Source organism: Streptomyces sp. NPDC088794 (genome assembly GCF_044750545.1).
In the GTDB taxonomy this organism is placed as follows: Bacteria; Actinomycetota; Actinomycetes; order Streptomycetales; family Streptomycetaceae; genus Streptomyces.
This window is the reverse complement of sequence record NZ_JBIVKB010000017.1, coordinates 48,190-63,515: the sequence shown is the minus strand read 5'-3', so window position 1 is coordinate 63,515 and position 15,326 is coordinate 48,190. Positions and strand designations below refer to the sequence as shown.

Genomic DNA, 15,326 nt, shown 5'->3' with positions numbered 1-15,326 from the left:
ACGGTCGTACGGTGGTGACGTGAACGCCCTCTCCGAACTCGACCTGCGGATCGCGGACTGCCGGGCCTGCCCCCGGCTGGTCGACTGGCGCGAGGAGGTGGCCCGGGTCAAGCGCGCCGCCTTCGCCGACTGGACGTACTGGGGCCGGCCGGTACCGGGGTTCGGCCCGCCGGACGCCCGGCTGCTGATCATCGGCCTCGCCCCGGCCGCGCACGGCGGCAACCGCACGGGCCGCATGTTCACCGGCGACCGGTCCGGGGACGTGCTCTACCAGGCCCTGTACGACGTGGGGTTGGCGAATCAGCCGACGGCCACGACGGTGGACGACGGCCTCGCACTGCACGGCGTCCGCATCACGTCCCCCGTGCACTGCGCGCCGCCCGAGAACAAGCCCACGCCGGAGGAGCGGGACACCTGCCGCCCCTGGCTGGTCGACGAACTCCGGCTGCTGCGGCCGACGTTGCGTGCGGTGGTCGTGCTCGGTGCCTTCGGCTGGCAGGCGGCGCTGCCGGCGTTCGCGGCGGCGGGGTGGACGGTTCCGCGACCGCGGCCGGTCTTCGGGCATGGCACGCGCGTGCGGTTGGACGGGGTCGACGGGGGCGACGGGATCGACCTGTTCGGCTGCTTCCACGTCAGCCAACGCAACACGTTCACCGGCAAGTTGACGCCGGAGATGCTGCGGGACGTGCTGCGCACGGCGGGGGCGACGGCGGGGTTGGCGGTGCGGGGGGAAACGGGCTAGAGGGCGATCTTCCTCAGCTGGGCCTCGATGACCGTCTCCGGTACGACAGCCGCCTTCTTGCCGCCTGGGCGCGAGGGGTTGTTGAACGTACGGAACATGGCGACCGTCGCCCCCTGCCGGACGGCGACCACCGCGTAGGGGACCCGGACGTCGTCGCCCGACACCAGCTGTGTCATGCCCAGGGACACCGACTCGTCGCCGAGACCGGCGTCCGGGCGCACCTCGACGTCCTCGTAGGAGAGGTCCGCGGTGACGTCCTTGAAGCCCTCGCACCGCTCGGCGGCCGTCCGCACCGCCTCCATCACCCGCACGGCGTCCGCGGCGCTGTGGGACGAGAGGATCACCTGCGCGCCGCTGCCCTGCTTCTTCGGGAAGACGGTCCGGCCGACGCGTGCCGTGGCCGCGTAGCCGCTGCTTCCGCCGACCGCCCGCATGAGGGGAGCGCACGCGTCGGGGTCGGCTTTCTTGTGGGACGCGTACGTGGCGGTGAGCGTCGTCTGAACCTCGTAGCCGGCGAGATCGCCGGCCGTGACCGCGGCTTGTTCCAGCTCTGCCTCGCTCAGGGTTCTGGCCTTCGGGCCTGACGTGTTCTTCGCCTGTTGACGCGCGGGCTCGTCGTCCGCCCCGGTGCCGCACGCGGCGAGCGCCGAGACGGTCATGAGCATGGCAAAAGATGCGGAGAGGCTGAGCCGGACTCGGCGCGCCATGGTGTCCCCCAGTTGGTGATGTACGTAAGGCAGTTGGTCGGTGGATCAGTCGTGCGCCTCAGTGTCCCCGAACAGATGCCGCACCGTGGAACGGTAGTTGGCCTGCACGTGGTCCAGGGCGTGGGCGCGGGCCCGGTCGGGATCGCCGGAGGCGATCGCCTCGTACAACTCCTCGTGTTCCGTGAGGAGTTGGGGCCACTCCTCGTTCTGGCGGGTGAGCCAGCGCAGGCGGCCGTCGACCGGTTCCATGACCGAGATCAGGAGGCTGTTGCCGGCGAGGGCGAGGATGCGGTCGTGGAAGCGGGTGTTGACGTCCGTGATCGTCTCGCCGTCGCCCGCCTCCGTCGCCGTGGCCGCCTGAGCGAGCAGCTCGCGCAGCTCCGTCAGCGCCTCAGGGGTGGCCCGCTGTGCGGCCAGGCCCGCCGCGTAGACCTCCAACGCCTCGCGCAGCTCGAAGAGTTCCTTGACGTCGGTCGGTGTCAGACGGCGTACGACGGTTCGGCGAGCGGACTCGAAGAGGACGAAACCCTCGGCGACCAGGGCCCGGATCGCCTCCCGGACCGGCACCCGGGAGACCCCGAACCGCTCGGCCAGCTCCCGCTCGACCAGCCGGTCGCCGGCCCGCAGCCGGCCCGCGATGATGTCCTGCCGCAGCGTGGCCAGGACCCGCTCGCGCACCGCACCGAGGGGTTCGATCTTCGTCATGGCGCCCATGGCCCCATCTTCGCCGACGCGGGGGTGTTCCCGCGGAGGCGGGTGAGGGTGGGTTTACGGAGACGTAACGGGGCGGACATCGGTCGGAACGCTTGACGGCGGGACCATGTCGGCAGTTTGGTATACCAAACGACCCGGCAAGTAGTCCTCCTCCGTCCCTCAGCCCCGTCGCTCATGGAGGCCCCGTGTCCCTCGCCGACCGCGCCGAAGCCACCGGCGCCCCAGCGTTCGTCCCCGACCCCCGGCTCACCAACGAAGACCTCGCCCCCGCAGGCAAGCGGAACTGGAAGGTCTTCGACCTCTTCGCCATGTGGATGTCCGACGTCCACAACCTCGGCAACTACACCTTCGCCGCCGGCCTGCTGGTCCTCGGCATGAACGTCTGGCAGGTCTTCACCTCCCTGCTCGTCGGCTTCGTGCTCATCTACGTCGGCATGAACTGGATGGGGAAGATCGGGCAGGCGCACGGAGTCCCGTTCCCGGTCGTCAGCCGCATCAGCTTCGGCGTGTGGGGCGCCAACATCCCGGCGCTCATCCGGGCCGTGATCGCCATCATGTGGTACGGCATCCAGACCTACCTGGCCTCCGTCGCCGTCAACGTGATGCTGCTGGCCGCCTGGCCGGGCCTGGAGTCCTGGACTCACCACTCCTTCCTGGGACTTGACGCCCTCGGCTGGATCTCCTTCGTGTCGCTGTGGCTGATCCAGGCGGTGATCATCAGTCAGGGCATGGAATCCGTGCGGAAGTTCCAGGACTTCTGCGGTCCCGCGATCTGGCTGGTGATGATCGCGCTGGCGGTGTGGGTGCTGTCGAAGGCCGGCTGGAGCCTCTCGCTCACCTCCACCCCGCACCCGGTCTCGGTCGGCGAGCAGTGGCGCCAGTGGTTCGGCGCGATCGGCCTGATCCTCGCGACCTACGGCACGCTGATGCTCAACTTCTGCGACTTCTCCCGCTTCGCGCCCGACTACAAGACCGTCCGCCGCGGCAACTTCTGGGGCCTGCCCATCAACTCCACGGCCTTCGTGGTCGTTTCGGTGATCGTCACGGCCGGCTCGCTGGAGGTCTGGGGCCAGGCCATCACCGACCCGGCGGAACTGGTCGCCAAGGTCGGCAACACCTGGGTGATGGTGCTGGGCGCGCTGACCTTCGCCATCGCCACCATGGGCGTCAACATCGTCGCCAACTTCGTCTCACCGGCGTACGACCTCGCCAACGTGTGGCCGCAGAAGATCACCTTCAGGATCGGCGGCATGATCAGCACGGTGGCCGCGCTGGTGGTGACCCCGTGGAACCTCTTCTCCAACCCCACGGTCGTCAACTACTTCCTCGGCGGCCTCGGCGCCTTCCTGGGCCCGCTGTTCGGCGTGATCATGGTCGACTACTACTGGGTCAAGCGCGGCCGGGTGAACGTCGACGAACTCTTCGACGCCCGCCCCGGCTCCCGCTACTACTACCGGAACGGCGTCAACCCCAAGGCCCTCGCCGCGTTCCTGCCGTCGGCGGCGGTCGCGGCGGTGCTCGCCCTGGTGAAGACGTTCAGCGATGTCGCCCCGTACTCCTGGTTCATCGGCACGGCGCTGGGCGCGGGCCTGTACCTGCTGATCTGCCGCAGCGAGCGCGCGGAGCGCAGTGCCGAACCGTCCGTCGAGGTGGGGGTCTGAGCGGAGTGCGGATCGTCGTCACCAACTGCAACACCACGCAGGAGATGACCGAGGAGATCGTACGAGGTGCCCGGGCCGCCGCAGGCCCGGGCACCTCCGTGACCGGTCTGACCCCTGCCTGGGGCCCCGAGTCGGCGGAGGGCTGGCTCGACAGCTACCTCTCGGCGGCGGCCGTCATGGACCTCCTGCGCACCTACGAGGGCCCCGCCTACGACGCCGTCGTGCTGGCCGGCTTCGGGGAGCACGGGCGGGAAGGCGTACGGGAGTTGGTGGACGTACCCGTGGTCGACATCACGGAGGCGGCAGCCCATCTGGCGTGTCTGCTGGGCCGCCGGTACGGCGTCGTCACCACCCTTGAGCGCTCCTGCGGCCAGATCGAGGACAGCCTGGAACTGGCCGGTGTGGGCCGCAACTGCGCCGCCGTCGTCGGCACGGGCCTCGGTGTCCTCGACCTGGGCGACCCGGACCGCACGCAGGAGGCGTTCGTGGCGGCGGCGGAGCGGGCGCGGGCGGCGGGGGCGGAGGTCCTGGTGCTCGGGTGCGCCGGAATGACGGGGCTGCAGAGGGTGGTTGGGGAGAAGCTGGGCCTGCCGGTCGTCGACGGCGTGGGGGCCGCGGTCAAACTCGCCGAGTCCTTGGTCGAGTTGGGGTTGTCGACGAGTCGGGCGGGGGGTTATGCGCGGCCGTTGGTGAAGCGGCGGGTTTGGGGCGGGGGTGACCCGTGAGGGCGTGAAGTCGTGAGGTCAGAATGAGGGCATGAACCTTCCTGACGGACTCGTTCCGGTTGCCGAGGGGCTCCACCTGTGGGCGCCGCGGCACGTCGGCACCTGGGGCTTCGCGAACTGTCTGCTGATCACGTCCGGCGAGCAGGCGGCGCTGGTCGACACCCCCTACGACCGGCCGATGACGGAGGCGCTGATCGCGGCGGCCGGCCGGGCCCTGGGTGTCGACGCCACTGTGAGGACGATCGTCAACACACACGTCAACGGCGACCACACCTTCGGCAACGGCTGCTTCCCCGGCGCCGAGATCATCGCCACCCGGGCCAGCGCCGAGCACCTGTGCCGCGAACCGTCACCCCAGCAGATGCACTTCCTCACGCACGAGACACCGCCCGACGAACCCCTCGGCTGGTACGCCCGCGAGCACTTCGGCCGGTACCGGTACGAGGACCTGGAGACCGTCCCGCCCACCACCACCTTCTCCGGCCGGCACGACCTCCAAGTGGGCGCCATCGAGGCCGAGTTGATCGAAGTGGGACCGGCACACTCGGCCGGTGACCTGATCGTCCACTTCCCCGACCGGCGGGTCGTCTGCGCCGGGGACGTACTGTTCGCCGACGACCATCCCGTGCACTGGGACGGCCCGTTGTCCGCGATCGTGGCCGCCTGCGAGACGGTCCTCGCCCTCGACCCCGAGGTCGTCGTCCCCGGCCACGGCTCGCTGATGACCCCGCAGGACGTCCGGGCGTACGTCGCCTACCTCCGCGAACTCGAAGCGCTCGTCCACGCCCACCATGCGGCGGGCGTCCCGGCCGTCGAGGCCGCCGCCGACATCCTCGCGACCGGTTTCCACGACCACCTCGGCCTGCCCGAACGCGTCGTCATCCTCACCGCCGTCGAATACCGCCACCTCGACGGCGACACCTCCGAGCCGAACCTCGTCCAGTTGTCGGCGCAGGCGGCGGCCTGGGCGTACGAGCACCGGGGGCCAGGGAGCGGACGCGCTGGGCAGACTGTGGGGGCCGGGCAGGCCGACGGCAGGGACTAGGGGCTGTCGTTTGGATCAGGCCGGCTGTGAGGTGCGGTGCTTCCTGGCCGAGCCGAGCGGGGTCTGGTGCGTGCAGCTGCAAGGCGGAGGAGGGCGGCGACGCGGAGCGTCGACAACCGACGACAACGCCGCAGATGTGCGTGCCAGGGCCCGCGACGCCGGGCTGATCCAAACGACAGCCCCTAGGTGGCGACGACCGCCGTCGGGGTGATTTTCCGACGACCTGCCCGGTGATGCGCAGGGCTGTGCGGAGCCGTACCCGCAGACTCCCGTCAGGACGAGCGAGTCGTGCCGGGGACGGAGAAGCCAGTGTTCAGGAACCTGCCCGCTCGACCGACGGGGTCGGGGTCCGGGTCCGCGCCGCGGATGCTGCTGGCGGCGCTGCTGGCCGGCCTGTGCTGCACGGGCGCCTCCCGCAGTGCCGCCGAGCCGTCGCCGGACCTGTGGACTGACCCCGACTCGCGCGCCGCCAGGCAGTCCGCCGAGTGGCGGGGGCAGGGCCGGACGGCCGACGCCGCTCTCATGGACCGTATCGCCGACCACCCCCAGGCCGAGTGGCTGAACGGCCCGGACCCCGGTCCGGTGGTCCGCGCCCGCACCACGGCGGCCGAGCGTGCGGGCCGACTCGCCGTGCTGGTGGCGTACTACATCCCGAACCGCGACTGCGGCCAGTACTCGGTGGGCGGTGCCCCCACGGCGGCCGACTACCGTGCCTGGGCGGACCAGTTCGCGACGGCGCTGGGCGACCGGGGCGCGTACGTGATCGTCGAACCGGACGCGGTCGCGCAGGTGGTGGCGGGCTGCACGCGGGTGGCGGCGACCGAGCGGTACGCGTTGCTCGCGTACGCGGTCGACCGTTTCAAGCGGCAACCGCACACCCACGTCTACCTCGACGCGGGCAACTCCGCCTGGATCCCGGAGGCTTGGCGCCTGGTCGCCGCGCTGAAGTCGGCGGGCGTGGCCCGAGCCGACGGCGTGGCGCTGAACGTCTCCAACTTCCAGACCAGCGCGGCGAGTTCGACGTACGGGGACTGGTTGTCGAAGGATCTCGGCGGCAAGCACTACGTCATCGACACCAGCCGCAACGGCAACGGTCCGAACACCGCCGCCACCGGCACGGACGCCTGGTGCAACCCCCCGGGCCGCGCCCTGGGCACCCCACCCACGACCCGCACGGCCAACGCCCTTCTGGACGCCTACCTGTGGATCAAACGCCCGGGTGAGTCCGACGGCACGTGCCGGGGTGGTCCGGCGGCGGGTCAGTGGTGGCCGACGTACGCGTTGGAACTGGCGCGCAACGCGGCGACGGGGAAGCCTCGTTGAGGCAAGCGGGGAAAAGCCTTACGGCTGCCACACGTACCGCACATCCGGCTCCCGCTCCTCGTTCCCGCTCCCGTCCGTGTACTCGACGGCGACGAAGCCGTGCCGCTCGTAGAAGCGGTGGGCGGGCTTGTTGACCTGGAAGGTCCACAGGGTCAGCCCGCGCGGACTGCGCTCCTTGGCCAGCCCGACGAACAGGTCACCGATCCCGCGCCCACGCCAGTCGGGTTCGAGGTACAGCTGGGAGAGCTCGTCCCCCTTGACGACCATCACCCCGACGACCGTCCCCCCGGCATCCGCGACCCACGTCTCCCGAAACGGCACCACCACGTCCCGGAAATGTCCCCGCACGTCATCGGCGGACCGTGGACTGACGACGGTCGGCAGCGCGGCGGCGAAGGAACGGAGCCAGACGTCGGCGGCGGGTCGGGCGTCGGGGGCGGTGGCTCGACGGAGCGCCACTTGGGGATCCGGGTCGCTGTGCATGCGGGCACCCTAGGGGGCCGGTGCGCGCACCTCACCCCATTTTTAGGACGACCACGCTGCCAAGGCGTGCCACTGATAACGCGTGGCACGGACGGGCCGGCGAGGGGCAGGCTGCTGTCATGGCTGACATGAGCGGTGACGGTGACACGAGCAGAGATGACCAGGCCTTCCTCGACGCCGTCGCCGATCGCCTCGCCGACCTGCCCACCGTCCGTGCCGTAGCCCTCGGTGGTTCTCGCGCACAGGGCACGCACCGCCCCGACAGTGACTGGGACATGGCCGTCTACTACCGCGGCTCCTTCGATCCGGCGGATCTTCGGGCTGTGGGGTGGGAGGGCGAGGTCTCCGAGGTCGGTGGGTGGGGTGGTGGGGTGTTCAACGGGGGCGCGTGGCTGACCGTCGACGGGCGGCGCGTCGACGTGCACTATCGCGATCTCGACGTCGTCGAGCACGAGGTGGCGGAGGCGGAGAAGGGGCGGTTCCGGGTGGAGCCGTTGTTGTTTCATCTCGCGGGGATTCCCACCTACCTGATCGTCGCCGAGTTGGCGATCAATCAGGTGTTGAGGGGGGAGGGGGAAGTGCCGCGGCCCGAACGGTATCCGGAGGCGCTGCGTGTCTCCGCCGCCGAGCGCTGGTTCGGGACCGCACGCGTCACCCTCGCCTATACGAAGGCCAATCACGTCCCGCACGGTCGGCTCACCGAGGTTGCGGGGGCCGTTGCCACGGCTGCTGTTCAGACCGGGCACGGCGTGTTGGCCGCGCGGGGGGAGTGGGTGACGAACGAGAAGCGGTTGTTGGAACGGGCCGGGCTGCGGGGTATCGACGGGGTGCTCGGTGGATGGGGAGCGGAACCGGAGCCGGAGGTGTTGGCCCGGGCGGTCGACAATGCCGAGGCGCTCTTCCGGGCCGTCGCCGATGCATTCGGCGACTGACGGAAAACCTTTCGCATTACGGGAGTTGCCGCTGCTAGCTTCATTCTCGTGGCGAAACTCAATCAGATCATCGCAGTGGAGAAGGGCATCAAATCCAAGGCCCACCAGGACCTCACGGCCGCTCAGCACGGGCTGCAGAAGCCCGCGCTTCTGGCCGGTATCTCGCGGACCTATCAGCCGAAGGACGAGGAGGGCGAGCAGTTGCCGCCCGAGTCGACCCGGGTCCAGGTGCAGGCCGAAGGGGTGTTGCGGGAGACCGCGGCGACGCTTACGCGACTGTTCGACGTGACCGCCACCAAGGACTGGGCAAACTGCGAGGCGCGGGCGGATGTGACGGTGGACGGGCGGGTGGTCGTCGCCGGTGTGCCGGTGTCGTATCTGCTCTTTCTGGAGAAGCAGCTCGCCGAACTCAACGCCTTTGTGCGGAGGTTGCCCGTTCTCGACGCCTCCGAGTTCTGGGTGCAGGACCCGTCCACCGACGCGTGGAAGACGGAAGCCGTACGGACTCTGCGGACCAAGAAGGTGCCTCGCAACCACGTGAAGGCCGAGGCCACCGAGAAGCATCCCGCGCAGGTCGAGGTCTACTACGAGGACATACCCGTCGGGTACTGGACGACCGTGAAGTTCTCCGGTGCGCTGCCCGCCCGCCGCGTCAACGAACTCCTCGACCGGGTCGAGAAGTTGCAGCAGGCGGTGAAGTTCGCGCGGGAGGAGGCGAACGGGGTCGAGGTCGTCGATCAGCGGGTCGGGGACGCCGTGTTCGGATTTCTCTTCCAGTAGCCAGTGGGCCAGTATCATTCAGGCCTTTGATACTTGCCTTTGAAATATGAGACTCCCCGGTCCTTGTGACCGGGGTGCGCGAAGAGCGCAAAGCTGATGCTGAAGCTTGTCGTGATGAATCAATCTCAGACTATCGCTCCAGACTCAGTATTCGCCGTCCATCGCCGGATCCATCGGGCCCAGGCCCCCACGTCGTCGAAATACTGGTTCAAGTCCAGTCCGCGCAGCTCGATGTGCGGTGGTCCAAAGGCAGGACGCGACGACATGATGACTGACCTGGACCCCAAAGCGGACCGGCGTGTGAATGTGGGCGGCCTCACAGGGCCCGGGGGCAGGCTACGCCCCCGGGTCCACCTTCTTTTGCCGCGAGCCGCGGTGAGGTGCTTCAGGGTTTCGTACATAAAGAACTCGCCCTCCCGTCGATCGTCACATTCCTGAAATGCCGACGTCCCGTTCTCTCCCCTCACGCGTCCTACGGTGAGGAACGTGTCCCGCACCGCGCCCGTCCCCCCATGGCTCGCCCACGCCCTGCGCACCCAACGCGGCCCCGTCCCCTGGAGTGCCGTCACCCGCGGGGCGTTGTCCGCGGGCCCTCTCCTCCTCGCCGCCGTTCTCCTCGACCGCACCTCCCTCGGTGTCGTCGCCGCCATCGCCGCCATGCTCGCCGGGATCAACGACCGGCCGGGCAGCCGGCGGGCGTCCGTGCGCCGGATCGGGGTGCCGGCGCTCGCGGGAGCCGGCGGGATGCTGGTGGGGACGTACGCGGGGGAGCATGTGGGTGCCGTGGTGCTCACCCTTCTGTTCACCGGGATCGGTCTGATAGCCGGTGCGATCAGCGCAGTTGGGCCCGTCGCCTCCGGTGCCGGTACGCAGTTGCTCGTCGCCTCCGCGATCGGTGCCGGTATGCCCCTGCCAGAAGAAGGCTGGCAGCGTGCCCTCGCGTTCCTCGCCGGTGCCGGCTGGCTGGTGGCGTTGCGGCTGGTGCTGCCGACCCCCGGCGCCATCGCCGACGACTTCCGCTTCGACGGTGAACGCGCCGCCGTCGCCGCCGTGTACGACGCCGTCGCCGAACTCCTCGACGCCGTCGGCACCGACGAGGCCATCGCCCGAAGGGCGGCGCTGACCGCCGCCCTCGATCACGCGCAGGACGCCCTCGCCGGGCCCCGGCTCCGGCGGTACGCCAGTTCCTCGTCCGAGCGGCGGCTGCACGCGCAGTACGCGGCCGCGCTCCCGTTGGCCGAGGCGGCGACCGCCCTCGCCTGGGGCGGGGAGGCCGTGGCCGGACGGGCCTCCGAAGGACCGCGCCGGCTCGCCACCGCCGTACGGGAAAGCACCCACACCGGGCCGTTGCCCGCGCCGCACCGCTCCGCGCCCGCGCTACGGGCCCTGGACGACGCGCTGTTGCACGCCGCCGAGGCCTTCGACCGGGGGAAGGGGACCGACCTGCACACCCGGCGGCGGTCCGTCAGGGGGCTGTTCAAGGTCGCTTTCGGGGCCGGCGGGCGGGAGTATGGGCTGCGGGTCGCCCTCTGCTTCGGAGCCGCCGTCGCCGCCGCGCAGGCCCTGCACCACGCCCGCTGGTACGGGCAGCACGAGCACTGGTACTGGCTGCCCGCCACCGCCGTCTTCCTCGTCAAGCCTGACCTCGGGCCGCTCGTCTCCCGGGTGTTGTGCCGGGCGGCCGGGACCGTCCTGGGCGCCCTCCTGTTCGCCGGGTTCGCTCTTGTGCTGCCCCGGCCCGAGGGGCTCATCGCGCTGGTCGCCGTCAGCGGTGCCCTCATCCCCGTCGCCACCCGCCACTTCGCCGCCCAGACCGCCGTCGTCACCGTCCTCGTGCTCGCCCTGGTGATGGTCGGCGGCGAACCGCAGGCCTCCGCGGGACGGATCGGCGAGACGCTGCTGGCCTGCGCCATCGTGCTCGTCGTCGGACATCTGCCGATGCCGGGGCAGCGGGGCGGGACGGTACGGGCCCGGCTCACCCGGGCCGGTAGCGCCGCGCACGCCTACCTCGACCACGTACTGAGCGGCAGCGACGACCGTGCCGCCCGCTGGACCCTGCGCCGCGAGGCCTACCGCGCCCTCGCCGAGGCCCGCACCGCCATCGCCCTCTCCGCCGCCGAACTGCCCTCCCTCGCCCGGCACTCGGCCGGCGCCGACCAGGTCGTCGCCACCCTCGAACGGCTCGTGGACACCACGACCGCCTGCGCCGTCCACCTCGACGATTCCGGCCACCTGTCGGCCCGGCACAGCGAGCAACTCGCCGAACTCCTCGACGAGTTGGAGCGGGAGCAGGAACGGACGGGGCTACGGGGGCTACGGCCGCCCGCGTTGCCCCTCGCCGGGTGATTCCGTGACGTGGTGTCCCGGTCGCCGGCCTTCATCCCCGCCCCACTCCCGTCACCACAACAACCGCCGCTCCTTCGCCACCGCCACCGCGCCCGCCCGCGTCTCCACTCCCAACTTGCCGTAGATCCGACCGAGATGGGTCTTCACCGTGGCCTCGCTGATGAACAGCGCCCGGGCGATCTCGCGGTTGCCTAGGCCGCGGGCGAGCTGGCCGAGGATGTCGTGCTCGCGTTCGGAGAGGGTGGGGCGCGGGCTGCGCATGCGGGCCAGGAGGCGGTCGGCGACCGGCGCGGACAGGGCCGTACGGCCTGACGCGGCGCTGTGGATCGCCGCGAAGAGTTCCTCCGGGCGCTCCGCCTTCAGCAGATATCCCGTGGCGCCCGCCTCGATGGCCCGGGTGATGTCCGCGTCCGTGTCGAACATCGTCAACACCAGTACGCGCGGGGCCGGTTCGGCCGACGTCAGCTCTCTCGTCGCCGTCACGCCGTCCATGCCCTCGCCCAGTTGCAGGTCCATCAGCACCACGTCCGGGCGCAGCCGCGCGGTCAGCGCCAGCGCCTCCTCCCCGCTGCCCGCCTCGCCGATCACCTCGATGCCCTCGGCACTGGACAGCAGGGCGCGCAGTCCGGCCCGTACGACCGCGTGGTCGTCGCACAGGAGGAGGCGCACGGGAGGCGTGCTCGTCGGACCGGTCCCGGCCTCACCCGTGGTGCTCAAGAGACCTGCTCCTCAAGGATGTTGGAGGACACGGGGATCGCCGCCGAGACGACCGTGCCCTCGCCCGGCGTCGACTCCACGGTCAGCGTTCCGCCCGACTGCCGTGCCCGGATCCGCATCGCCGGCAGGCCGTGGCCGCGCGCCCGGTCGGACACGCCGGTCGGTGGCACGGCGGTCGGGTCGAAGCCCCGGCCGTTGTCGGCGACGTCCAGGGAGACCTGGTCGTCCAGCCACGTCAGGGTCAGCGCGGCCCGGGTCGCCGCCGCGTGCTCGCGGACGTTGGCCAACGCGCCCTGGGCGATGCGGAGCAGAGCCGCCTCGGACCGTTCCGGGAGGGGGCCAGGGGTGCCGTCCAGCCGGAACTCCCGGAACTCCTTGAACTCCACCGTCAGGCCCGGCCCGCTCTCCCGTTCCGCCAGCGCGGCCAGCGCCCCGGGCAGGGAGTGCTCGGCGAGGTCGGCCGGCGCCAAGTCGTGGACGAGGCGGCGGACTTCGGTGAGGCCCCGCGAGGTGATGCCGGCCGCCTTGCCGAGATGCGCGCGGGCCGCCTCCGGGTCCGACTCCCACACCCGCTCGGCGGCCTGGAGCAACATCCGCTGGCTGGACAGGCCCTGGGCGAGCGTGTCGTGGATCTCGGTGGACAGCCGCTGCCGTTCGGCCAGTACGCCGGCCCGCCGCTCGGTGGCGGCGAGGTCGCGGCGGGCGCGGACCAGGTCGTCGATCAGGACTCGTTGGCGTACCGACTGCCGTTGCAGATGGACCAGTACGGCGGTGGCGACCGCGGCGACGGCCGGCGGGGCCACGACCATGTTCGGGTTGAGCGTGCCGTGCGCGACACGGATCTCGGAGGCGACGACCAACGCGGTGAGCACGGCGGCCAGCGGCACCGCGATCCGTGGCGGCAGCGTGTGCACCCCGACGAACAGCAACGGCATCGCGCACCATGTGGCGCTCGGCGCCACGACCACGAGGACGGCCCACACCGCTGACACCGTGCCCAGCCAGACCAGATGACGCGCGGTCGGTGCCGCACCGGGGCGGGGCGCGGGGGTCAGGACGCGACCGAGGACATAGAGGAGGAAGAAGGCGGCGAAGAGGGCCACGACCCAACCGGTGTGCGCTCCGCCTCCGTCGCGCATCAGGAAGCGGACGAACGAGGAGCCGAGCAGCAGGACGAACGCCGCGTGCACGGTCGCGACCAGCCAGCGCTCGTCCGGATCGGTGTGTTCCATGGTCCGTGTCTAACGCCCGAAGCGTGGCGGCGCATCAACCGATCGGCTGACATCCCCTTCGTCCGAAGCGGCCTCGGACCAGCGCCTGTCGGTCGAACCACGCGTCCCGTCCACGCCCCGAGGCTGGCAACAGCACGCACCGCCACCTCGAAAGGCACCCGCCCCATGGCCGCCAAGAACCTCACCGCCAACCGCGCCGCCCTCGGCCACCGCATCGCCTACGCCCTGCGCCACCCCGACCGGGTGCCCCGCCATCTGGCCCGCGCCGCCCGGGACGTGTGGCTCGGCCACCGCCACCCCGACCACGTCTCCTACTACCGCGCGGTGATGCGCTCCGACACCCGTGCCGACCCCGACAACGCGGTCGGCAGCCGCAACCGCGAACGCTGGCTGGCGCTCGGCGCGATGCAGTTCGACTACCTCGTCGGCCACGGTCTGCGCCCCGAACACCGAATGCTGGAGATCGGCTGCGGCAACCTGCGCGGCGGCTGGCGCTTCATCCGGCACCTGGAAGCCGGCCACTACTACGGCATCGACATCTCGCCGGACATCCTCGTCGCCGCGCAGGACACGGTCGTGGAGATGGGTCTCCAGCAGCGGCTCCCCACCCTGACGCCCGTCCACGACCTCACCCTGGGCTTCCTGCCCGACGCCCACTTCGACGTCGTCCACGCGCACAGCGTCTTCTCGCACTCCCCGCTGCCCGTCATCGAGGAGTGCCTCGCCAACGTGGGGCGGGTGTTGGCGCCGGGGGGCTGGTTCGACTTCACCTTCGACCGTACGGAGGGGGAGGAACACCAGGTGCTGCGGGAGGACTTCTACTACCGCACCGAGACGCTCCTCGCCCTCGCGGCCCGACACGGCCTGACCGCACGCTTCATGACGGACTGGGAGGAACTCCCGCACGGTCAGTCGAAGATCCGCGTCACCGTACCGAGTCAGCCCACCCGCATCCACACCGGCGCGTGATCCGACCCCGGCGCGCCCCGCCGCTCCGCCGGATCCGGCCCCACCGACGGCAGCCGCAGCGTGCCCTCGCCCGGCACGCCCGTACCCGCCGCCGTCACCCGGTGGACCAGGCGGTGGCTGACCAGGATGTGGTCGATCAGTTCGCGGCGACCGGAGTTGATGCGGGAGTAGCGCTGGTCGGCGGGGATCAGCGGGGCCACGTCCCACAGGCGGAGCGCGTCGCCCTGGTCCGGGCGGTCGTAGCCCGCCGTGCCGATCTCCGAGCCGGGCGGGCCGAGCAGGATCTGGGTGGTCGCCGCCTGCACCTCGTCGTTCAGGTCGCCCAGTACCGCGACGTCCCGCTCGCGGCCGTCGCCGGACAGGAGTGTGTCGGCGAGGGCGCGCAGGGTGGTGGCCTCGGCGGCGCGGCGGTAGAGGGCGTAGGCGCCGTAGCGGGCGCGTTCGCCCTCGTCGTGGGGGAAGAAACGGTTGCCCGGGTAGGACAGCAGCTTCGACTTGAGGTGGGCGACGGCCACCCGCAGCGGGCCGGCCTCGGTGACCGTCTCCACCGCGAGGAAGCCCCGGCCGGCCGCCCCGACCTGCGCGCCGGAGTCGTCCTCCTGCACGGGACGCAGTTTCGCCGGGAAGACGTTCGTGTCGGCGAGCTCCTCCAGCGGGGTGCGGCTGAGGAAGCCGACCCGGATGCCGCGCCCGTCCGGATGCTCCGAGAGCGCGGTGTGCCAGGTGCCGCCCAGCAGGCCGGTCAGGTCCTCCAGGGCCTCGGGATCGCCGACCTCCTGCACGCCGAGCAGCCCCGGGTCCAGGGCGGTGAGCACGGCGGCGAGGGCGGCGAGCTTCGTGTCGTAGGCGGCCTTGTCCTTGGGTCCCGAGGGGCCGCCGGGGCGGTAGAGGTTCTCCAGGTTCCAGGTGCCGAGAAGCATGCCGGGCCTCTTTCCGGAGCCGTCGGGCGG

The 15,326-nt window shown here is 71.1% G+C and carries 15 protein-coding genes; 9 read left to right on the top strand and 6 right to left on the bottom strand.

The genetic code is table 11. The features are described 5' to 3' along the window. The first annotated feature begins 19 nt into the window (after positions 1-19). Positions 20-742 (top strand): uracil-DNA glycosylase, encoded by a 723-nt coding sequence (locus ACIP6U_RS37935; protein ID WP_401727253.1) that lies wholly within the window; start codon positions 20-22, stop codon positions 740-742. Here the strand turns inward: ACIP6U_RS37935 and ACIP6U_RS37930 are convergent. Together ACIP6U_RS37930 and ACIP6U_RS37925 are read right to left on the bottom strand one after the other, a co-directional pair. After that, positions 739-1,449: a hypothetical protein gene (locus ACIP6U_RS37930; protein ID WP_401727252.1), complete on the bottom strand. Its 711-nt coding sequence runs from the start codon at positions 1,447-1,449 to the stop codon at positions 739-741. The genes ACIP6U_RS37935 and ACIP6U_RS37930 overlap by 4 nt on opposite strands. Before the next feature lie 45 nt (positions 1,450-1,494). After that, complete coding sequence (locus ACIP6U_RS37925; protein WP_401727437.1) at positions 1,495-2,154, bottom strand: GntR family transcriptional regulator; 660 nt, start codon at positions 2,152-2,154, stop codon at positions 1,495-1,497. Positions 2,155-2,348: 194 nt separating this feature from the next. On the opposite strand from ACIP6U_RS37925, the gene ACIP6U_RS37920 reads away from it, so the two are divergent. The 4 genes from ACIP6U_RS37920 to ACIP6U_RS37905 all read left to right on the top strand — a co-directional run bounded on the left by ACIP6U_RS37920 (position 2,349) and on the right by ACIP6U_RS37905 (position 6,917). Further along, entirely contained in the window at positions 2,349-3,824 is a 1,476-nt protein-coding gene (locus tag ACIP6U_RS37920) for an NCS1 family nucleobase:cation symporter-1 (RefSeq protein ID WP_401727251.1), read from the top strand. 5 nt (positions 3,825-3,829) lie between these two features. Continuing rightward, positions 3,830-4,549 carry an aspartate/glutamate racemase family protein gene (locus tag ACIP6U_RS37915; protein WP_401727250.1) on the top strand — a complete coding sequence of 240 codons (720 nt, stop codon included), beginning with the start codon at positions 3,830-3,832 and terminating at the stop codon, positions 4,547-4,549. Positions 4,550-4,580: 31 nt separating this feature from the next. Continuing rightward, on the top strand, positions 4,581-5,594 hold the full coding sequence (locus tag ACIP6U_RS37910; RefSeq protein WP_401727249.1) for an MBL fold metallo-hydrolase: 1,014 nt from the start codon (positions 4,581-4,583) through the stop codon (positions 5,592-5,594). A 366-nt stretch (positions 5,595-5,960) separates the two neighbouring features. After that, the gene (locus ACIP6U_RS37905) at positions 5,961-6,917 is read left to right on the top strand and encodes a glycoside hydrolase family 6 protein (protein ID WP_401727436.1); all 957 of its coding nucleotides are present in this window, start codon (positions 5,961-5,963) and stop codon (positions 6,915-6,917) included. An 18-nt stretch (positions 6,918-6,935) separates the two neighbouring features. Here the strand turns inward: ACIP6U_RS37905 and ACIP6U_RS37900 are convergent, their stop codons facing one another. Next, entirely contained in the window at positions 6,936-7,400 is a 465-nt protein-coding gene (locus ACIP6U_RS37900) for a GNAT family N-acetyltransferase (protein ID WP_401727248.1), read from the bottom strand. Between the two features lie 119 nt (positions 7,401-7,519). Between ACIP6U_RS37900 and ACIP6U_RS37895 the strand changes: the two genes are divergently transcribed. The 3 genes from ACIP6U_RS37895 (at position 7,520) to ACIP6U_RS37885 (ending at position 11,458) form a co-directional block, all read left to right on the top strand. Next, the gene (locus ACIP6U_RS37895; protein WP_401727247.1) at positions 7,520-8,332 is read left to right on the top strand and encodes a nucleotidyltransferase domain-containing protein; all 813 of its coding nucleotides are present in this window, start codon (positions 7,520-7,522) and stop codon (positions 8,330-8,332) included. Positions 8,333-8,380: 48 nt separating this feature from the next. Beyond that, positions 8,381-9,112: a hypothetical protein gene (locus ACIP6U_RS37890; RefSeq protein ID WP_401727246.1), complete on the top strand. Its 732-nt coding sequence runs from the start codon at positions 8,381-8,383 to the stop codon at positions 9,110-9,112. A 486-nt stretch (positions 9,113-9,598) separates the two neighbouring features. Further along, a complete protein-coding gene (locus ACIP6U_RS37885; RefSeq protein WP_401727245.1) occupies positions 9,599-11,458 on the top strand; it encodes an FUSC family protein in 1,860 nt (619 codons plus the stop codon). A gap of 51 nt (positions 11,459-11,509) precedes the next feature. Here ACIP6U_RS37885 and ACIP6U_RS37880 read toward each other — a convergent pair whose 3' ends face one another. Together ACIP6U_RS37880 and ACIP6U_RS37875 are read right to left on the bottom strand one after the other, a co-directional pair. Further along, entirely contained in the window at positions 11,510-12,175 is a 666-nt protein-coding gene (locus ACIP6U_RS37880; RefSeq protein ID WP_401727244.1) for a response regulator, read from the bottom strand. Then, positions 12,172-13,407, bottom strand: coding sequence for a sensor histidine kinase (locus ACIP6U_RS37875; RefSeq protein WP_401727243.1), 1,236 nt, complete (start codon positions 13,405-13,407; stop codon positions 12,172-12,174). The genes ACIP6U_RS37880 and ACIP6U_RS37875 overlap by 4 nt, the downstream gene beginning before the upstream one ends. A 165-nt stretch (positions 13,408-13,572) precedes the next feature. Between ACIP6U_RS37875 and ACIP6U_RS37870 the strand changes: the two genes are divergently transcribed. Further along, entirely contained in the window at positions 13,573-14,376 is an 804-nt protein-coding gene (locus tag ACIP6U_RS37870) for a class I SAM-dependent DNA methyltransferase (RefSeq protein WP_401727242.1), read from the top strand. On the opposite strand, the gene ACIP6U_RS37865 is transcribed toward ACIP6U_RS37870, so the two are convergent. Further along, positions 14,346-15,296, bottom strand: coding sequence for an endonuclease/exonuclease/phosphatase family protein (locus tag ACIP6U_RS37865; protein WP_401727241.1), 951 nt, complete (start codon positions 15,294-15,296; stop codon positions 14,346-14,348). The two genes, ACIP6U_RS37870 and ACIP6U_RS37865, sit on opposite strands and share 31 nt — an antisense overlap. Positions 15,297-15,326 lie beyond the last annotated feature (30 nt).